The organism is Alicyclobacillus mali NBRC 102425 (genome assembly GCF_001570745.1).
In the GTDB taxonomy this organism is placed as follows: domain Bacteria; phylum Bacillota; class Bacilli; order Alicyclobacillales; family Alicyclobacillaceae; genus Alicyclobacillus; species Alicyclobacillus mali.
In genome coordinates this window covers 1-15,703 of the sequence record NZ_BCSG01000016.1, presented here as the reverse complement: position 1 = coordinate 15,703, position 15,703 = coordinate 1, and the positions used below count along the sequence as shown (strand labels likewise).

The window sequence follows — 15,703 nt, the reverse complement described above, 5'->3', positions numbered from 1 at the left end:
GTCTTTTGAATGGCGAGGACGCCCCTTCTCATGGGCAACTGGAAGATGTACAAGACGGTGGCGGAGGCCCGGGCTTTCGCAGAGGCTCTCGGGCAGCAGTCGCAGAAGCTCGACAGCCGGATCGAGTACGCGATTTGCGCGCCGTACACGTGTCTGCACGTCCTGCGCGTGATGTTGCCGGCGCATGTGCACCTGGGCGCCCAGAATGTGTTTCCAGAAAAGGAAGGTGCATATACAGGCGAGATTGCCCCGGGTATGCTTGCTGAGTTCGGGACGAAATTCGTCCTGGCTGGACACTCAGAGCGCCGGATGCTGTTCGGCGAGTCGGATCAGTTCATCAACCAAAAGGTGAAGGCCATCGTGGTCAATGGCATGACGCCTGTCCTGTGTGTCGGAGAGAACTCGTCGCAGAAAGAGGATGGGGTGACCAAAGAAGTGGTCACGGGCCAGGTGCTTCAGGGTCTTGACGGTCTCAGCGCGGACGAGGTGGCGAGTGCGATCGTCGCGTACGAGCCTGTCTGGGCCATCGGGTCCGGCAAGACGGCCACGCCTGGGGACGCGCAGGAAGTGGCGCGGGCGATTCGCGCGGCCGTGGCGGAGACCTGGTCGGACCAGGCTGCAGAGGGTCTTCGCATCCTGTACGGCGGCAGCGTGAAGCCTGAGAATGTGGCGTCTTTCGTCCAGGAGTCCGATCTCGACGGCGCATTGGTCGGCGGCGCCAGCCTGGACCCCGCATCGTTCGCGGCCATGGCGGAAGCCATCCGGGGGGTGCTCGCATGAGCGAGTTTGTGCGTAAACCGCGGCCGAACGGCAAGGGCCCTGTCGCACTCATCATCCTCGACGGCTTCGGCTTGAGTCCGCACCATGAGGGCAACGCGGTCTATCTGGCCAAGACGCCGAACTTCGATCGCTACTGGGAGACATACCCCCACACGACGCTGCAGGCGTCCGGTGAGGCCGTCGGCTTGCCGGACGGGCAGTTCGGCAACTCCGAGGTCGGCCACTCGAACATTGGGGCGGGGCGCGTCCTGTACCAGGATCTCACCAGGATCACCAAGGCCATTCGCGACGGAGACTTCTTCCAGAACGAAATCCTGGTTCGCGCCATGGACCTCGCGGTGCGGCGCAAGAAGACCCTGCACGTCTGTGGGCTCGTGTCGGACGGCGGCGTGCACAGTCACATCGATCACCTGTTTGCGCTGCTGCGCATGGCCGCGGGGCGCAAGGTTCCGCGTGTCGCTGTCCACGCGTTCCTCGACGGCCGGGACACCCCGCCGACGACGGGCGTCGGATATCTGACCGAACTCCAGCGCCTCATGGACGACCTGCAGACAGGGTTCATCGCGACGGTGATGGGGCGTTACTATGCGATGGATCGCGATCGGCGCTGGGAGCGCGTCAAGCGCGCGTACGACGCGATGGTTCACGGCGAGGGTGATCGCTGCGAGGACGTGATCGCGGCGGTCAAGGCGAGCTACGACGTGGACGTCACCGACGAGTTCGTGAAGCCCATCGTGCACGTGGACGGGGACGGCAAGCCGCTCGCGACGGTCGAGGACGGCGATAGCCTGATTTTCTTCAACTTCCGGCCGGATCGCGCCATTCAGCTGTCGCTCGCCCTCACGGATCCTGCGTTCGACGGGTTCGACCGCGGGTCCAATCCGCCGAAGGTGCACTTTGTCTCGATGACGAAGTACAGCGACGACGTGAAAAGCGAGATCGCGTATCCGCCGGACTTTCCGACCGAGACATACGGGGAGGTCGTGTCGAAGGCGGGGCTCACGCAGCTCCGCATCGCGGAGACGGAGAAGTTCCCGCACGTCACGTTCTTCTTCTCCGGCGGGCGCGAGGAGCCGTTCCCCGGCGAGGAACGCGTGCTCATCCCGTCGCCCAAGGTCGCCACGTACGATTTGAAGCCGGAGATGAGCGCGTACGAGGTGGCGGATGCGGCGGCCAAGCGCATTCGCTCGGGCGAGATCGACACCATGATCCTGAACTTCGCGAACCCGGACATGGTCGGGCACACCGGCTCGCTCGAGGCGGCCATCAAGGCGTGCGAGGCGGTCGATGAGTGCCTGAAGACCGTGATGGACGCCATCTTCGACATGGACGGCGTCGCCATCATCACAGCCGATCACGGCAACGCCGACATGATGATTTACCCCGACACGGGCGAGGTTTGCACGACGCACACGACCAATCCGGTGCCGTGCATTGTGACGGTCCCCGGCTTGAAGCTGCGCGAGGGCGGCGTGCTGGCCGATCTCGCCCCGACGCTGCTCGATCTGCTCGGCGTGCCCAAGCCCCAGGCCATGACGGGCACGACCTTGATTGAACACTGAATTCCTGTCAAACAAAGGAGAGGATCGCGATGTCCGAGATCTTTGACGTCCATGCGCGCGAGGTGCTCGATTCCCGCGGCAATCCCACGGTCGAGGTGGAGGTAGAGCTCGAGTCCGGCGCGAAGGGACGCGCCATTGTGCCGTCCGGCGCGTCGACCGGTGCCCACGAGGCCGTGGAGCTTCGGGATGGCGACAAGGGTCGCTATCAGGGCAAGGGCGTGCTCAAGGCCGTGAAAAACGTGAACGAGATCATCACGCCGGAGATCATCGGCGAGGACGCGCTGGACCAGATTGCCATCGACAACCTGCTCATCTCCCTGGACGGCACGCCCAACAAGGGCAAGCTCGGGGCTAACGCCATCCTCGCCGTGTCCATTGCGGTGGCAAAGGCTGCGGCGGCGGAGCTCGGCCTGCCGCTGTACCGCTACCTCGGTGGGACGTACGCGCACACCCTGCCGACGCCGATGATGAACATCCTGAATGGCGGCAAGCACGCAGACAACACGGTCGACATCCAGGAGTTCATGGTCGTGCCGCACGGCGCGCCGACGTTCCGCGAGGCGCTGCGCATGGGCGCGGAGATCTTCCACAGCCTGAAAAAGGTGCTCGCGGATAAAGGGCTGTCGACCACGGTCGGGGACGAAGGCGGGTTTGCGCCCAACCTGAAGACGAACGAGGAAGCGATTCAGGTCATCGTCGAGGCCATCGAAAAGGCCGGATACAAGCCGGGCGAGCAGGCGTCCATCGCGCTCGACATCGCCTCGACGGAGCTGTACAAGGACGGCCAGTATCACTTCGAGGGCGAGGGCGTGACGAGATCGGCCGACGAGCTCATCCACTACTACGAGGGACTGCTCTCGAAGTACCCCATCCTGTCCATCGAGGACGGGCTGGCGGAGGACGACTGGGATGGGTGGAAGAACCTCACCGCGGCCCTCGGCGGCAAGGTGCAGCTCGTTGGGGACGACCTGTTTGTGACGAACGTGGAGCGGTTGAAGATGGGGATCGATCGCGGCGTGGGCAACTCCATCCTCGTGAAGGTCAACCAGATCGGCACGCTGACGGAGACGTTTGCGGCGGTCGAACTCGCCAAGAAGAACCGCTACACGGCCATCATCTCCCACCGCTCAGGCGAGAGCGAGGACACGACCATCGCGGATATCGCCGTGGCGCTCAACACCGGCCAGATCAAGACCGGCGCGCCGAGCCGGACGGATCGCGTGGCGAAGTACAACCAACTGCTGCGCATCGAGGAGGAACTGGGCGCGGCGGCGGCGTACGCGGGGCGCGGCGCGTTTGTGCAAGGTTGACAGCCGTGCTAGACTAAGTTTGGGATTTGGGGAGCGGAGGTGACAAGACCATGATGCTGGCGGCCAAGATTGCCCTCGTGGCGCTCTGTGCCTTGCTCGTGCTTGTCATCCTGCTCCAGTCGGGGAGAAGCGCGGGCCTGTCGGGCGTCATCACGGGCGGCGCCAACCAGTTTTCCAACCGCCGCCCAAAAGGGATGGATTCCCTGCTGGCCCGCGTGACCGTGGTGCTCGCCATACTCTTGTTCCTGGTGACGGGGCTCATCGCGGTGATGTACCACTACAACGTGCACTAGAGACACGACGATGACGCGAAGATCAGGTGCTCTTCTGCCCTGCAGAAGGGCTCCTTTTTTGCGCTTGGCGTAGAGAAAAGGGGGATGGGGATGGGGAAGGCGCTCTGGCTCTTGGCCATCGCGGTGTTCGTTGTGTCACTCGATCTCAGGCCGCCCATCACGTCCATCGGGCCACTCGTGCTCACCATCCAGCGTTCGCTGCACATGAACGCTGCCGAGGTCAGCCTGCTCACGTCCATTCCCGTGTTTTGCATGGGCGTCTTCGCGCCGCTCACGGGCGGAGTGGGAGCCAGAATGGGCATGAATCGGGCCGTCTTTGCGTGTGTGGGACTCGTCGGCCTGGCAACGCTCGTGCGCTTTTTCGCCCACGCGTCGTGGCTTCTCTTGGCATCCGCGTTTGCGGCCGGCGTGGGAATCGCCATCTGCGGGCCGCTCCTCTCGGGGTTTATCAAACATCACTTTGGCCGGCGCGCGCCTGCCGTGATCGGCCTGTACTCCGTCGGCATTGGCCTCGGTGCCTTGGCGAGCGCCGCGCTGTCCATTCCACTGGCGCGCGGGCTCGGGTCGTGGCAGGCGTCGCTCGGCATGTGGACCGTTCTTGCGGTGTTCGGGCTCATCGGGTGGTGGCCGGTGCTCCGCGCGGCGCCGGGGGACGACGAGCGCGAAGCCAGCGGGTTGAACGCTGGCGGGCAGCTTGAATCTGCATCGCCATCGCCTTGGCGCACGGGCAGGGCGTGGCTGTTGCTCGCCGCGTTCGGCCTGCAATCGGGCATCTACTACTCGACGACGACATGGCTCGCCCCGCGCGCCGAGGAGGCTGGCTACTCGGCCAGCGGCGCGGGCGTGGTACTCACCGTGTTTGCGCTCATTCAGATGTTTGCGAGCCTTCTCGTTCCGATGGCCATGAGCCGCACGAGGAACCGTGCGCCTTGGCTTGTCGCATCGGCGTCCTTGACGCTCGTGGGCCTCGTCGTCTGCGCTCTCCCTCTTCCCGCGTGGAGCTCTTGGTTGGCCGACGCGCTGCTCGGCGTCGGGCTCGGGGGACTGTTTCCCATCTTGCTCATTCTGCCGCTGGATGAGACCAAAAGCGGAGACGATGCGAGTCGCTGGACAGCCATGATGCAGGGCGGCGGCTACATCATATCCGGCTTCGTGCCAATCCTCGCCGGCGCCATCAAGGACGCGACCGGGAACTTTGCGGGCTCGTTCTGGCTCCTCGTCGCACTGGCCGCTGGGCTCGTGCTGTGTTCGCTCTTTCTTCACAAGCGGCCAACCCACAAGGAGGTCTGAGGTCAGCTCTCGTCTGCCGCGCGATGCAAATTTCTTCTTCCTTTTGTGGCGATCTCGTCCGTTTGGGTTCATACTAGTACCAACGCATGCGGCAGATTCCGCTGAACCTGGCCGATGGACGATGGAGTGAAGCCTTCTTGTGGAAAGAGCGATTACTTGAATACATGCGCTCCGAGGATTACAGGCCGAGCACGGTGCAGGAACTGTGTGAGCGGCTCGGCGTGGAGAGCGCGGCGGACTTTCGTACATTTGTCCGCCTTCTGAACGAGCTGGAGGACGCAGGAGATCTCGTTCGCACCAAGAATAACCGTTACGCGCTGCCGGAGCAGATGAACTTCATCGCCGGCAGGCTTCAGCTCAAGGCACGGGGGTATGGCTTCGTCATTCCCGAAAACGAGGCCGAGGCCGACATCTATATTCCCCAGTCCGCTTTGAATGGCGCCATGAGCGGAGACCGAGTGCTCGTGCGACTGCGCGACGAGCGCGGCAAGGGGGCGCAGGCCCACCGCGAGGGAGAAATCGTCAAGATTTTGGAGCGCGGGAACGACCGCATCGTGGGGCAGATTGCGATGTACACGCACCACGCGTTCGTTTCGCCGCTCGACAAGCGGTTTCCCGAGGACGTCTTTGTGCCAAGGGATGCGGTGGGGAATGCGCACGACGGACAGGTGGTGGTGGTTGAGATCACCTCCTATCCGACAGCCACACACGGCCCCGTGGGGCGCGTGGTGGAGGTCCTCGGCTATCCGGACGAGCCGGGCGTGGACATCCTGGCCATCGTGCGAAAGTACAACCTGCCGGAGGTGTTTCCAGAGGACGTACTCGCGAACGCGGAGCGGATTCCGCTGGAGATCGATCCGGCCGAGATCGCCCGGCGGAAGGACTTTCGCAGCGAGATCATCGTGACCATCGACGGTGACGACGCCAAGGACCTGGACGACGCGGTGCATGTGAAGCGCCTGCCCAGCGGACACTACGAGCTCGGCGTACACATTGCGGATGTGGGCTACTACGTCAAGGAGAACAGCCCGCTCGACAGAGAGGCCTTCCGGCGCGGGACAAGCGTGTACTTGGTAGATCGCGTCATCCCCATGTTGCCTCAGCGCCTGTCGAACAACATCTGCTCGCTCAACCCGCAAGTGGATCGCCTCACGATGTCGTGCGTCATGGAGATCGACGGGCAGGGGCGCATCGTCTCCCATGAAATTGTGCCCAGTGTGATTCGCACGGCGGAACGCATGACGTACAACGACGTGCGCAAGATCCTGGAGGACGAAGACGCGGAGCTGCGAGCGAGGTATGCGCCGCTCGTGTCCATGTTCGAGTTGATGCGGGAGCTGGCCCTCATTTTACGAGAGAAGCGGATGAGGCGCGGGGCCATCGACTTTGACTTCGCCGAGATCAAGGTGCGCGTGAACGATCTCGGCGAGCCCACGTCCATTGAACCGCGCCCGCGATCCATCGCGGAGCGGATCATCGAGGAGTTCATGCTCGCCGCCAACGAAACCGTGGCCGAGCACTTTCACTGGCTCGGCGCGCCGTTCATCTACCGCGTACATGACGATCCGGATCCGGACAAGATCATTCATTTGAATCTGTTTCTGCACAACTTCGGATATCGCGTGAAGGGGACCGCTGGCGGCAAGATTCATCCGCGCGCGCTTCAGGAAGTGTTGAACGAGGTCGAGGGCAAGCGCGAGGCGCGGATGATCGCGATGGTCATGTTGCGGTCGATGCAGCAGGCGAAATACCGCCCGGAATGCACGGGGCACTTTGGCCTCGCGGCGGAGTACTACACGCACTTCACATCGCCCATCCGCCGGTATCCGGACTTGGCCATCCATCGCATCATCCGCGAGGTGCTGACGCGCGGATCGCTGTCTCCGGAACGTGAGGCGCAACTGCGCGAGTTTGTCGCCGATGCAAGCCGTCAGTCGAGCGAGCGCGAGCGAATCGCCCAGGACGCCGAGCGCGAAGTCGATCAGCTGAAGATGGTCGAATATATGCAGGAGCACATCGACGAGGAGTTTGACGGCGTCATTTCGGGTGTGGTTCCGTTCGGCCTGTTTGTGCAGCTTGACAATGGCATTGAGGGACTCATCCACATCAGTGAGCTGTCAGACGATTACTACGTGCTCCACGAGCGCCAGATGGCCCTCATCGGCGAGCGCACGCGGCGCGTCTTCCGGATTGGCGATCCCGTCCGCGTCGTGGTGATACGGGCGGCCAAAGAGGACCTGCGGATCGACTTTGGGCTCGTCGAACATCTTCGCGAAGCGACGTACGTCGGAGGTGAAGGCCCAGGCGCGATCGTGTATGATGAGGACCTGACACCGAAGGAGCGGCGAGTAACCGAGCGCCGGCGGCGCGAGGCTGCTTCCCGGGCCGGTGGCCGCCGCGAGCGGGACGACAAGCGCCATCGCGTGCGGCGGGAGCGAAGTGCGGGCGCGAGCGCGGGCGTTCGCCTGTCCGACTGGGATGACGGCGAAGACGAAGCATCATCCGTGCCAGGCGACATGCTGACCGGTGATCTGCCATACGACGCTTGGGACGAGGAGTATCCAGATCCGCGCTCTCGAAAGGGGCCGCAGAAGCGCGGCCGGCGTGCGGCGCCGGAGTCAGGTCCGGCAGAAGACGGCCGGGGGATACGGGGCGGCCCTGGCGCGACGCCCACGCGGCGGGGAGGCTATCGAACATGGCCTGCCCGCGAGGCGGGCGAGCGCAGCGGCCGAGGCGGGAGCGAGGGTAAGCCGCGGCAGGCCCGCGCGGGGGAGCGATCTCCCGCGAAGCGAAAAAAGGAGACAGGCAAATCGGGTGGGCGCGGTTCGCGCAGCAAGCGGAAACGGTGATGCGAATGTGCCGCCGTGTGGCAGATGGCAGGGCCCGCGCACGGCGGCGTATCGCGCGCCCGATGGAGCATCGGAGTGACGTGAGATGGCGAGATCGCAGGGAACTCGATTGATTGCGCAGAATCGGAAGGCGTACCACGATTACTTCATCGAAGAGACGTACGAGGCAGGTCTCGTGCTGACGGGCACGGAGATCAAGTCCATCCGCAAGGGATCCGTAAGCCTGCGGGACGCATACGCGCGCGTGGACGAAGGGGAAGTGTACATCTACAACATGCATATCGCGCCCTATGAGCAGGGGAACCGGTTTAACCATGATCCGCTCCGGCCCCGCAAGTGCCTGCTGCACAAGAAGGAGATCAATCATCTTTATGGTGCGGTCAGGCAGCGAGGGGTCACCCTCGTGCCTACCAAAGTTTACATCAAAGATGGGTGGGCCAAGGTGGAGTTGGCGCTCGCGAAAGGAAAGAAGCTGTATGACAAGCGCGAAGCTGCCAAGGAGCGCGATGCAAACCGCGAAATTCAGCGCGCACTGCGAGCGCGCATGCGCGGGGAGTGACCTCGCTCGTATCGCTCGAGAAATCGGGGCAGGGGGCGGGTCAGGTTGTTTGTGGAAATGGGTTGATCTGTATTCAAAGTGGAGTATAATAAAGTGTGCTGTTGAACGATAAGCGATTCGCTGAAGACATGCCGGACGGCTGTCGCCAAAACGCGGGGGCGTTTTGGATTCGACGGGGACTGTTCGAGCATGTACGGCGGGCCGTGGGGCTGCGACCACGTTATGCACGCAGGTCTAAATTTAACTGGCAAAGCGAATCGCTTTACCACTCAAAACAAGCTCGCTCTCGCTGCCTAATCCAGCGAGACCGTTGCGTGATGCGTCGCCTGCGCGCGTCGCGTAACGTCATCTAAGCAGGCTGGCGGCCTCCCTCGTTCGCGGGGACGCCGTGAGACGATAGCGAACTAGCCTGTGCACCAGCGTGATCGTCCGCGGGTCGCAGGGACTTGAGTAGACGGTCTACGCCCGTAGATGTACATGTAGCGAGGTCTTCGGACGCGGGTTCGATTCCCGTCGCCTCCACCATGCATGGGTTCAAAGGAATATGAGGACACCGTTCGCCGGTTCCGTCCCTCAAGGGGCGGGCCGGCGAATTTGATTGAAGGCCAGTTTGATTGAACCTCTCGTGCGCCATGCATCGTGTCAGGCGGACGGTGTTCCGCATGGAGGAAAGGACTGCTTGCCCTGCTTTGAAAGCGCTTGTAGCATGACCTTTGAAGTCATCGCCGTGCTTGCAACGGCGGGAAACGGAGGTCCACATGTTCGATCTCACGAAGCTATCACGTCAATACATCGCTGGCGAGTGGCGCGACGGGCGCAGCGCCCGCGTTCACCGCAATCGGAATCCGTACGACGGTTCGACGGTGGCGGAAATCCGACTGGCCACGGTGGAGGATATCGACGAGGCGTACCGTGCTGCCGAGGTTGCGCAGAAGCAATGGGCGCGCGTGAATCCGTTCGAACGGCAGGCTGTCATGGAGCGAGCTCTCCGAATTTGGGAGGGATATCGGGATGACGTCATCTCGCTTGTCGCCGACGAGATCGGAGGAACCTTCATCAAGGCGGCCATCGAGTTCGAACTGGTGAAGAACTTCTTGCGCGAGGCGGCGACGTATCCTCTGCGCATGGAGGGGCGGTTGCTCCCGGCGACCATCCCCGGAAAAGAAAATCGCCTGCTCCGCCTGCCCGCCGGGGTGGTGGGCATCTTAAGTCCTTTCAATTTTCCCATGTGTTTGTCGATGCGCGCCCTGGCGCCCGCAGTGGCGTGCGGCAACGGTGTCGTGCTGAAGCCGCACGAGGAGGCCGCCATCACGGGCGGCACACTGCTGGCGCAGGTGTTCGAAGAAGCCGGCGTGCCGAAGGGGCTTGTCAACGTGGTGGTGGCCGATGTCGCGGAGATTGGCGACGCATTTCTGGAACACCCAATTCCGCGAATCATCTCGTTCACCGGCTCCACCGCTGTGGGGCGCCACATCGCCGAGGTGGCGGGCCGACATCTGAAGCGAGTGACGCTGGAGTTGGGCGGAAACAGCGCGCTCATCGTGCTTGATGATGCCGATCTCGACCTTGCTGTCGATGCGGCGATATTCAGCCGCTTCACGCATCAGGGCCAGATCTGCATGTGTGCCAATCGCGTGATCGTCGTGAAAGATGTGTATGAACAATTTCTCGGGAAATTTGTCGAACGGGTGTCGAAGCTGAAGATGGGCGATCCTCGAGATCCTGAGACGGTCATCGGGCCGCTCATCAACCGCCGCCAGGTCGAGCGGCTGCTGGCCGTCGTCGATGCGAGCGTCGAGCAGGGGGCGCGGGTCGCTTATCGGGGACCTGTGTACGGAAACGTTGTGGGGCCGGTCGTACTGGCCGACGTTCGGCCAGAGATGGCGTGTGCGAAAGACGAGATGTTTGGCCCCGTTGTGGCGGTGATGCCTGTCGCGAATGAGCAAGAAGCCGTGCGGGTGGCGAACGACAGCGACTATGGGCTGACGGGCGCGGTCATCACGCGTGACATTGAGCGCGGCCTTCGTGTCGCAATGCAGGTGGAGACAGGGATGTTTCACGTGAATGATGGAACCGTGAACGATGAGCCACTTGTGGCGTTTGGCGGTGAAAAAGCTTCAGGCGTCGGCCGATACAACGGCCAGTGGGGCATCGATGAGTTTACGACGCTGAAATGGATCTCGATTCAGCGGGATCGGCGCCAGTATCCCATCTGACCTTCGCCGACGATTCTTCATACTACGCGCGGGCCCGACACCAGCCGGGCCCCCTTTTCCATGTTCCTCTTGTCGCCATGCGGTTTTCCTTGATACAATACTCTCTGATGTCCAGCGCGAGACCGTGCAGCGATCGCGGATCGAGGGAGAGAGACATGGCGGCATCCAAGCTGAAAGGCTGCATCGAGGCTGACATCTCGAACGCCCTGACGAAGTGGGAAAAGGACTATCTCGGGCGCGGCTCGGTCTCGGTTAAGACGGATATCCTGCGGGATATGATCATCGTTTCGCTGCATGGCATTCTCTCGTCCGCGGAGTACGCGCTCTGCGAGACCTATGAGGGCATGCTGTCGGTGAAGCGGACTCGCACCAGCTTGGTGGAGTCTGGGGTTGAGGATCTGAAGGTGATCATTCGCCGGATCACAGGAGAAGAAGTGAAAAGCTTCTTCACGGATCTCAGCACGCGCACGGGCGAACGGATCATGGTGTTTCGGTTGCATTCGGACCTTGAGCGGAAGCTCGAGTCCGGTGAGTTCGAGGGCGGACGCGATATCGTGGACGCCGGGCGAGACTTGTGAAATGCCTCCATCTCGCGGTCATATCCGTGTGGATGGCGGCGTACAGTTCATCGAACAGCACGTGTCAGGCAATTGAACCTATCTGGATCGGTGCGTCGGGCTGCTGCTAGGTGGGCTCGCACTCGTCGCGTTCATCTCGCTTGCGGGTCTCGTCTTCACGTCTGGCGAGCCCTATCGCGACGCACGGTTGGGCTGGGCCGTGTCTGCCTACATCGCCGCGCTGGGACTCGGGGTCGAGGCGTTTGCGATGCGCCACCTGGCAGGGAGCGAGCGATACGGCCGCTACTTCGCGTGGATGACCTGGACGCTGTTCTGCGCGAGCGCAAGCTGGATGGTCGACAACGCGATTGTCTTCGCCGTCTGTTGGATAGGGATGGATGTCGGGATCGTGCGGCTCATCTCGCTGCAGCGAGGCAGCCGTGCGGTGCGGCGCGTCGTCCGCACAGTCTTCGTGAGGCTTCTGCGAAGCATGGGCGGTATCGCCCTGATATCGCTTTTGTGCGTGAAGTCCTCCGGCCGAATCTCGCTCCACGCGGGCGTCGCGGCGCTGGCACAACGTCCTCACGTGGCGATTCTCGCGAGTCTCGTCCTTGCGGTGGTTGCGCTCGCACAAGCTGGTAATGCGCCATTCATGCGTTGGTTGCTTGACTCGGCCATTACGCCGACGCCGGTGTCGGCGCTGATGCACGCAGGCGTGGTGAACGCTGGTGGCCTGCTGCTCGCCAAATTTGCGCCGGTTCTCGCGACGGGGGGGATCATCCCTCGCGCGCTGCTCATGGCTGCGGCGTGGGTCAGCATCGCCATCGGCACAGGGATCCTCATGATTCACGCGGATTACAAGCGTCAGCTCGTCGCGTCCACGATGGCACAAATGGGGCTCATGCTGACGGAGTGCGCCGTGGGGGCATATGCCGTCGCCATGGTCCATCTGGTGCTGCACGGGGTCTTCAAGGCAACGCTGTTCTTGCGATCCGGCTCGGCCGTGCCACGCCCCGACGAGGTTCTGGTCAAGGCGCAGGTGCTATCACCTCGTTTTCCGTGGGCACAACTCGTCGGAGCGGCGTTCTTCCTCGTTTATGCCTTCCCTCGTCCGGCAGACGGGTTGAGCCTTTTGTCTGGTTTGTTGCTCGGCGCAGGGTGTGCGGTCGCCCTTGCGGCGGCCACGTCCCTACGCGCTGGGCGGTGGCTCGGCGCTGCGATCGCGCTGTTCGCGGGCGCGCTTGCCTTGGCACTCCGTGACGAGCTGATCCGCGCGTGGGCGGTTCTCCTGGGGACGCCGGGATCAGGGAATGCGTGGCTTGCCGCTGTGGCGGCGGGACTCATCGCGCTTCACGCTGCGCTCCTCACATGGCTGCGCAGACATCCTCGCCACCCGTGCTCCCTGCGCGCATACGCGTGGCTCGCGCACATGGGCGATCCGAGCCCGCACGCTGCCGAGGCGCAACCCGCCGCGCTCGAAACGCTCGCAAAGGAGGCGATGCTTTCGTGATCTCGTCCACCCTGGCCATGCCCTACGCTCCGTGGACTCCGACATCCGCCGCAGCCGCCGCCGAGATGGCGCTCGATGTGACCGCCGTTCAGTGGCCCCTCTCGGTGTGGATTGCCCGGCATCCCTGGCCGGCACTGGAACACTTGTCCTTCCTGGAGGCGATGCGGAGATTGCAGGCGCTCGGTGGGGTGCGGCTTTACCCGTCCTGGCGCCTGCTGCAGGACGCAAAGTCCCGCGGCGAGATTGATCCAAACGCGCTCCAGGATCGAATGGATCAATATCTGGACCACTACGTGCCAGCGACGCTGCGCGCGGCATTTGCGCGTATCCAGCCCCGCCTGACGCTGGAGCAGGCCGAGCTTCCTATCTCCGCCGAAGCGGCGGCGCTCGCTGCGCGGACGGCCGCGCGCGTGGACCTGCCCCACGATGCGCTTCGCTTTCCGCTGCCGTCCGACGAGGCGAGGACGCGCGTCGATGCGCTCACGTCGCGTTACCTGCGTCTGTATCTGGACCGGGGGCAGTCGGCGTGGGCCATGCCAGGACGGGATGAGGGCCTTTTCGCGGCCGCCCGTGCGCTTCTCATGCGCGATCCAGCCCTCAGCAAGGCCGAGCGGCGGCGCGTGGAGGAGCTGCCGCGAGACCCCGACGAGGTGCTCGCGTTTGGGCTCGACCGGTTCCGCGCAGCGCCGCGCTTCGCGGCGGACTACTTTCGTGTGCACCACCTGCGCATGCCTGGCTTTGTGGGCGCGCTGCGTTATCGGGATCGGGAGGAGGGCGGCCAAGGCCGCCTGATGCGGGAGTATCTCGCGCTGCGCATCCTCATCGAGTGGGCTGTTGCAGGGCCTGATGGCGTCTTCGCGCCTCATCCCGATTGGACCGGTCTGGCTCAGGCGGCTGCGCACGTCGCGGACGTCGAAGGAGAGCTGGCAGACGATCTCGTCCTCGCCGTGCACCGATACATGACCGCCGATCGGTACGCTGTGTGGCTTGAGGCCTGGGAACAGACGCTGGACGCGCAGCTCGTGCGATCCGGCGCCGCGCCCAGCCGCACGCAGGAAGCCGACGCCCAGTTGCTGTTCTGCATCGACGTGCGCTCGGAGCGACTGCGTCGCCATCTCGAGGCGCTCGGCCCGTACGCGACCTACGGCTGCGCAGGCTTTTTCAATCTCCCAGTGCGGACGCAACCCTTGGACAGCGCGTATGCGCACCCGAGTTGTCCGGCCATCGTGACGCCTGTGGCCGACATGCGGGAGCGAGCGATGGAGCCGAGCGCCTATGATCGCCGCCTCCGCGTCACAGGTGCTCTGCGAGCGGTGGGGCTTTCGTTCAAGAAGCTGAAACAGGCGAGTGTGGCATCCCTCGCTTTGCCGGAGCTCTCGGGCGGATACCTCGCGCTGCACGCGCTTGTCCAGTCGGTCCCGCGCGCGTCGGCCCGTCTTCGCGGCCTCTTGCGTGATTCCCTGCCGCTCGTGCAGACGCGGTGGGAACTCGCCGGTGAAGCGCATCGGTCCGCGGATCCGCGGAATTCGGCGCTTGGTGGGACGGCGCAGCTGTTCGCGTCCGCGGCCGCCGACTTGTTTCGCTCGATTGGTCTGACAGAGTTCGCTCGCATGGTCGTTGTCTGCGGCCACGAAGCGCGGGTGGAGAATCAGCCCCATCGGGCGGCGTTCGAATGCGGAGCGTGTGGCGGACAATCGGGGCGGCACAACGCGCGACTGCTCGCCATGGCGCTGAATCGAGCCGACGTCAGGCGCTTGCTTCGCGACCAGCACGGCCTCCACATTCCGGACGAGACGGTGTTTCTCGCGGCGGTGCACATCACCACGACGGACGAGATCGAGTGGGTCGAGGTGCCAAAGATGCCTGCGCAAACCGAGCGATTGTGGCAGCAGCTCGATACGAACTTGCGCCGAGCCGGGGCGTGCGCGGCCGCCGAGCGCCTCGAGCAACTTCCCGGCGCAGAGGGGCGTCCGGATCAGCGAGAGGTCGTTCGCCGCGCCTGCGATTGGAGCGAGATCCGGCCGGAGTGGGGGCTGGCGCGCAACCGCGCCTTTTGGGTTGGCCGCCTGCCCGACCTCGATGAGCGCCTCCGCGGCCAGGTGTTCGCGCACGACTACGACTGGCGGTGCGATCCCGACGGGGCCTACCTCCGCGCGATTGTGTCGGGTCCCGTGACCGTGGCGCAGTGGATTAATTTGCAGTATTACGCCTCGGCGGTGGCGCCGCACGTTCACGGGGGAGGCAACAAGGTCCTGCAGACGGTCACCGCCGGCGTCGGCGTGATGAACGGAAACGCGAGCGATCTGCTGCCGGGACTTCCATGGCAGTCGATTGCGGCCGACGATGGCCACCTGTACCACCGTCCGCTGCGGCTGACGGTGGTAATGGAGGTGCCTGTGGCGCATGCGGCCCTCCTGCTCCGAGACCATGCCGACTTTCGGCAAAAGGTGCAGAACGGCTGGCTGCGGCTTTGGGTGCGGGATACGCAATCGAAGAAATGGTGGTCTGCTACGGAAGTCCTCCGAAATGCCCAGGGGTGACTTGGACACGTGGCGGTTTGTCACTCGGTTGTCACGTCTGGGGGTAAGCGCCCATTGCGTTACCCCCTGGCGTACCGTATCATGATGGCACTGAGGCATTCGTTCGTGCACAAAGAAATGGCGAAGGAATCGCGAAGTCGCCACAACACCAAGGTGCGTTCGCGATGGTGAATGTTTATCTTGAAGCGCGGGGTGAGTGTGTGGTCGAACAATCCGCACTGAGTTTCCATCAGGGTA

Annotated in this window: 11 protein-coding genes and 1 other RNA gene; all 12 read left to right on the top strand. The window is 63.6% G+C overall.

Annotation, left to right across the window (positions count from 1 at the left end; all coding sequences use genetic code 11):
• Positions 1-9 precede the first annotated feature (9 nt).
• On the top strand, positions 10-780 hold the full coding sequence (tpiA, locus tag AMA01_RS06305; RefSeq protein ID WP_067849014.1) for a triose-phosphate isomerase: 771 nt from the start codon (positions 10-12) through the stop codon (positions 778-780).
• The gene (gene gpmI, locus AMA01_RS06300; protein ID WP_067849011.1) at positions 777-2,342 is read left to right on the top strand and encodes a 2,3-bisphosphoglycerate-independent phosphoglycerate mutase; all 1,566 of its coding nucleotides are present in this window, start codon (positions 777-779) and stop codon (positions 2,340-2,342) included. The genes tpiA and gpmI overlap by 4 nt, the downstream gene beginning before the upstream one ends.
• Positions 2,343-2,371: 29 nt before the next feature.
• Positions 2,372-3,652 carry a phosphopyruvate hydratase gene (gene eno / locus AMA01_RS06295; protein WP_067849009.1) on the top strand — a complete coding sequence of 427 codons (1,281 nt, stop codon included), beginning with the start codon at positions 2,372-2,374 and terminating at the stop codon, positions 3,650-3,652.
• 50 nt (positions 3,653-3,702) lie between these two features.
• Positions 3,703-3,945, top strand: a complete 243-nt coding sequence (secG, locus tag AMA01_RS06290) for a preprotein translocase subunit SecG (protein WP_014463578.1) — start codon at positions 3,703-3,705, stop codon at positions 3,943-3,945.
• A 90-nt stretch (positions 3,946-4,035) separates the two neighbouring features.
• The gene (locus tag AMA01_RS06285; protein WP_067849007.1) at positions 4,036-5,235 is read left to right on the top strand and encodes an MFS transporter; all 1,200 of its coding nucleotides are present in this window, start codon (positions 4,036-4,038) and stop codon (positions 5,233-5,235) included.
• A gap of 137 nt (positions 5,236-5,372) precedes the next feature.
• Complete coding sequence (gene rnr, locus AMA01_RS06280; protein ID WP_067849005.1) at positions 5,373-8,084, top strand: ribonuclease R; 2,712 nt, start codon at positions 5,373-5,375, stop codon at positions 8,082-8,084.
• An 85-nt stretch (positions 8,085-8,169) separates the two neighbouring features.
• On the top strand, positions 8,170-8,643 hold the full coding sequence (gene smpB / locus AMA01_RS06275) for an SsrA-binding protein SmpB (RefSeq protein ID WP_067849002.1): 474 nt from the start codon (positions 8,170-8,172) through the stop codon (positions 8,641-8,643).
• 154 nt (positions 8,644-8,797) lie between these two features.
• Positions 8,798-9,168: a transfer-messenger RNA gene (ssrA, locus tag AMA01_RS06270) on the top strand.
• Between the two features lie 233 nt (positions 9,169-9,401).
• Complete coding sequence (locus AMA01_RS06265) at positions 9,402-10,859, top strand: aldehyde dehydrogenase family protein (protein WP_067848999.1); 1,458 nt, start codon at positions 9,402-9,404, stop codon at positions 10,857-10,859.
• Between the two features lie 155 nt (positions 10,860-11,014).
• Entirely contained in the window at positions 11,015-11,437 is a 423-nt protein-coding gene (locus AMA01_RS06260) for a DUF2294 domain-containing protein (RefSeq protein ID WP_067848998.1), read from the top strand.
• A gap of 82 nt (positions 11,438-11,519) precedes the next feature.
• Positions 11,520-12,926: an NADH dehydrogenase subunit 5 gene (locus tag AMA01_RS06255; RefSeq protein ID WP_082744023.1), complete on the top strand. Its 1,407-nt coding sequence runs from the start codon at positions 11,520-11,522 to the stop codon at positions 12,924-12,926.
• Positions 12,923-15,466 carry a putative inorganic carbon transporter subunit DabA gene (locus AMA01_RS06250; RefSeq protein ID WP_231862845.1) on the top strand — a complete coding sequence of 848 codons (2,544 nt, stop codon included), beginning with the start codon at positions 12,923-12,925 and terminating at the stop codon, positions 15,464-15,466. Before AMA01_RS06255 ends, AMA01_RS06250 begins: the two co-directional genes overlap by 4 nt.
• Positions 15,467-15,703: the final 237 nt, after the last annotated feature.

Bases quoted from the DNA above. Each gene is read 5' to 3' on its own strand.
- AMA01_RS06260 (WP_067848998.1), top strand. From the start codon at position 11,015: ATGGCGGCATCCAAGCTGAAAGGCTGCATCGAGGCTGACATCTCGAAC.
- AMA01_RS06285 (WP_067849007.1), top strand. From the start codon at position 4,036: ATGGGGAAGGCGCTCTGGCTCTTGGCCATCGCGGTGTTCGTTGTGTCA.
- eno (WP_067849009.1), top strand. From the start codon at position 2,372: ATGTCCGAGATCTTTGACGTCCATGCGCGCGAGGTGCTCGATTCCCGC.
- gpmI (WP_067849011.1), top strand. From the start codon at position 777: ATGAGCGAGTTTGTGCGTAAACCGCGGCCGAACGGCAAGGGCCCTGTC.
- tpiA (WP_067849014.1), top strand. From the start codon at position 10: ATGGCGAGGACGCCCCTTCTCATGGGCAACTGGAAGATGTACAAGACG.
- smpB (WP_067849002.1), top strand. From the start codon at position 8,170: ATGGCGAGATCGCAGGGAACTCGATTGATTGCGCAGAATCGGAAGGCG.
- secG (WP_014463578.1), top strand. From the start codon at position 3,703: ATGATGCTGGCGGCCAAGATTGCCCTCGTGGCGCTCTGTGCCTTGCTC.
- AMA01_RS06265 (WP_067848999.1), top strand. From the start codon at position 9,402: ATGTTCGATCTCACGAAGCTATCACGTCAATACATCGCTGGCGAGTGG.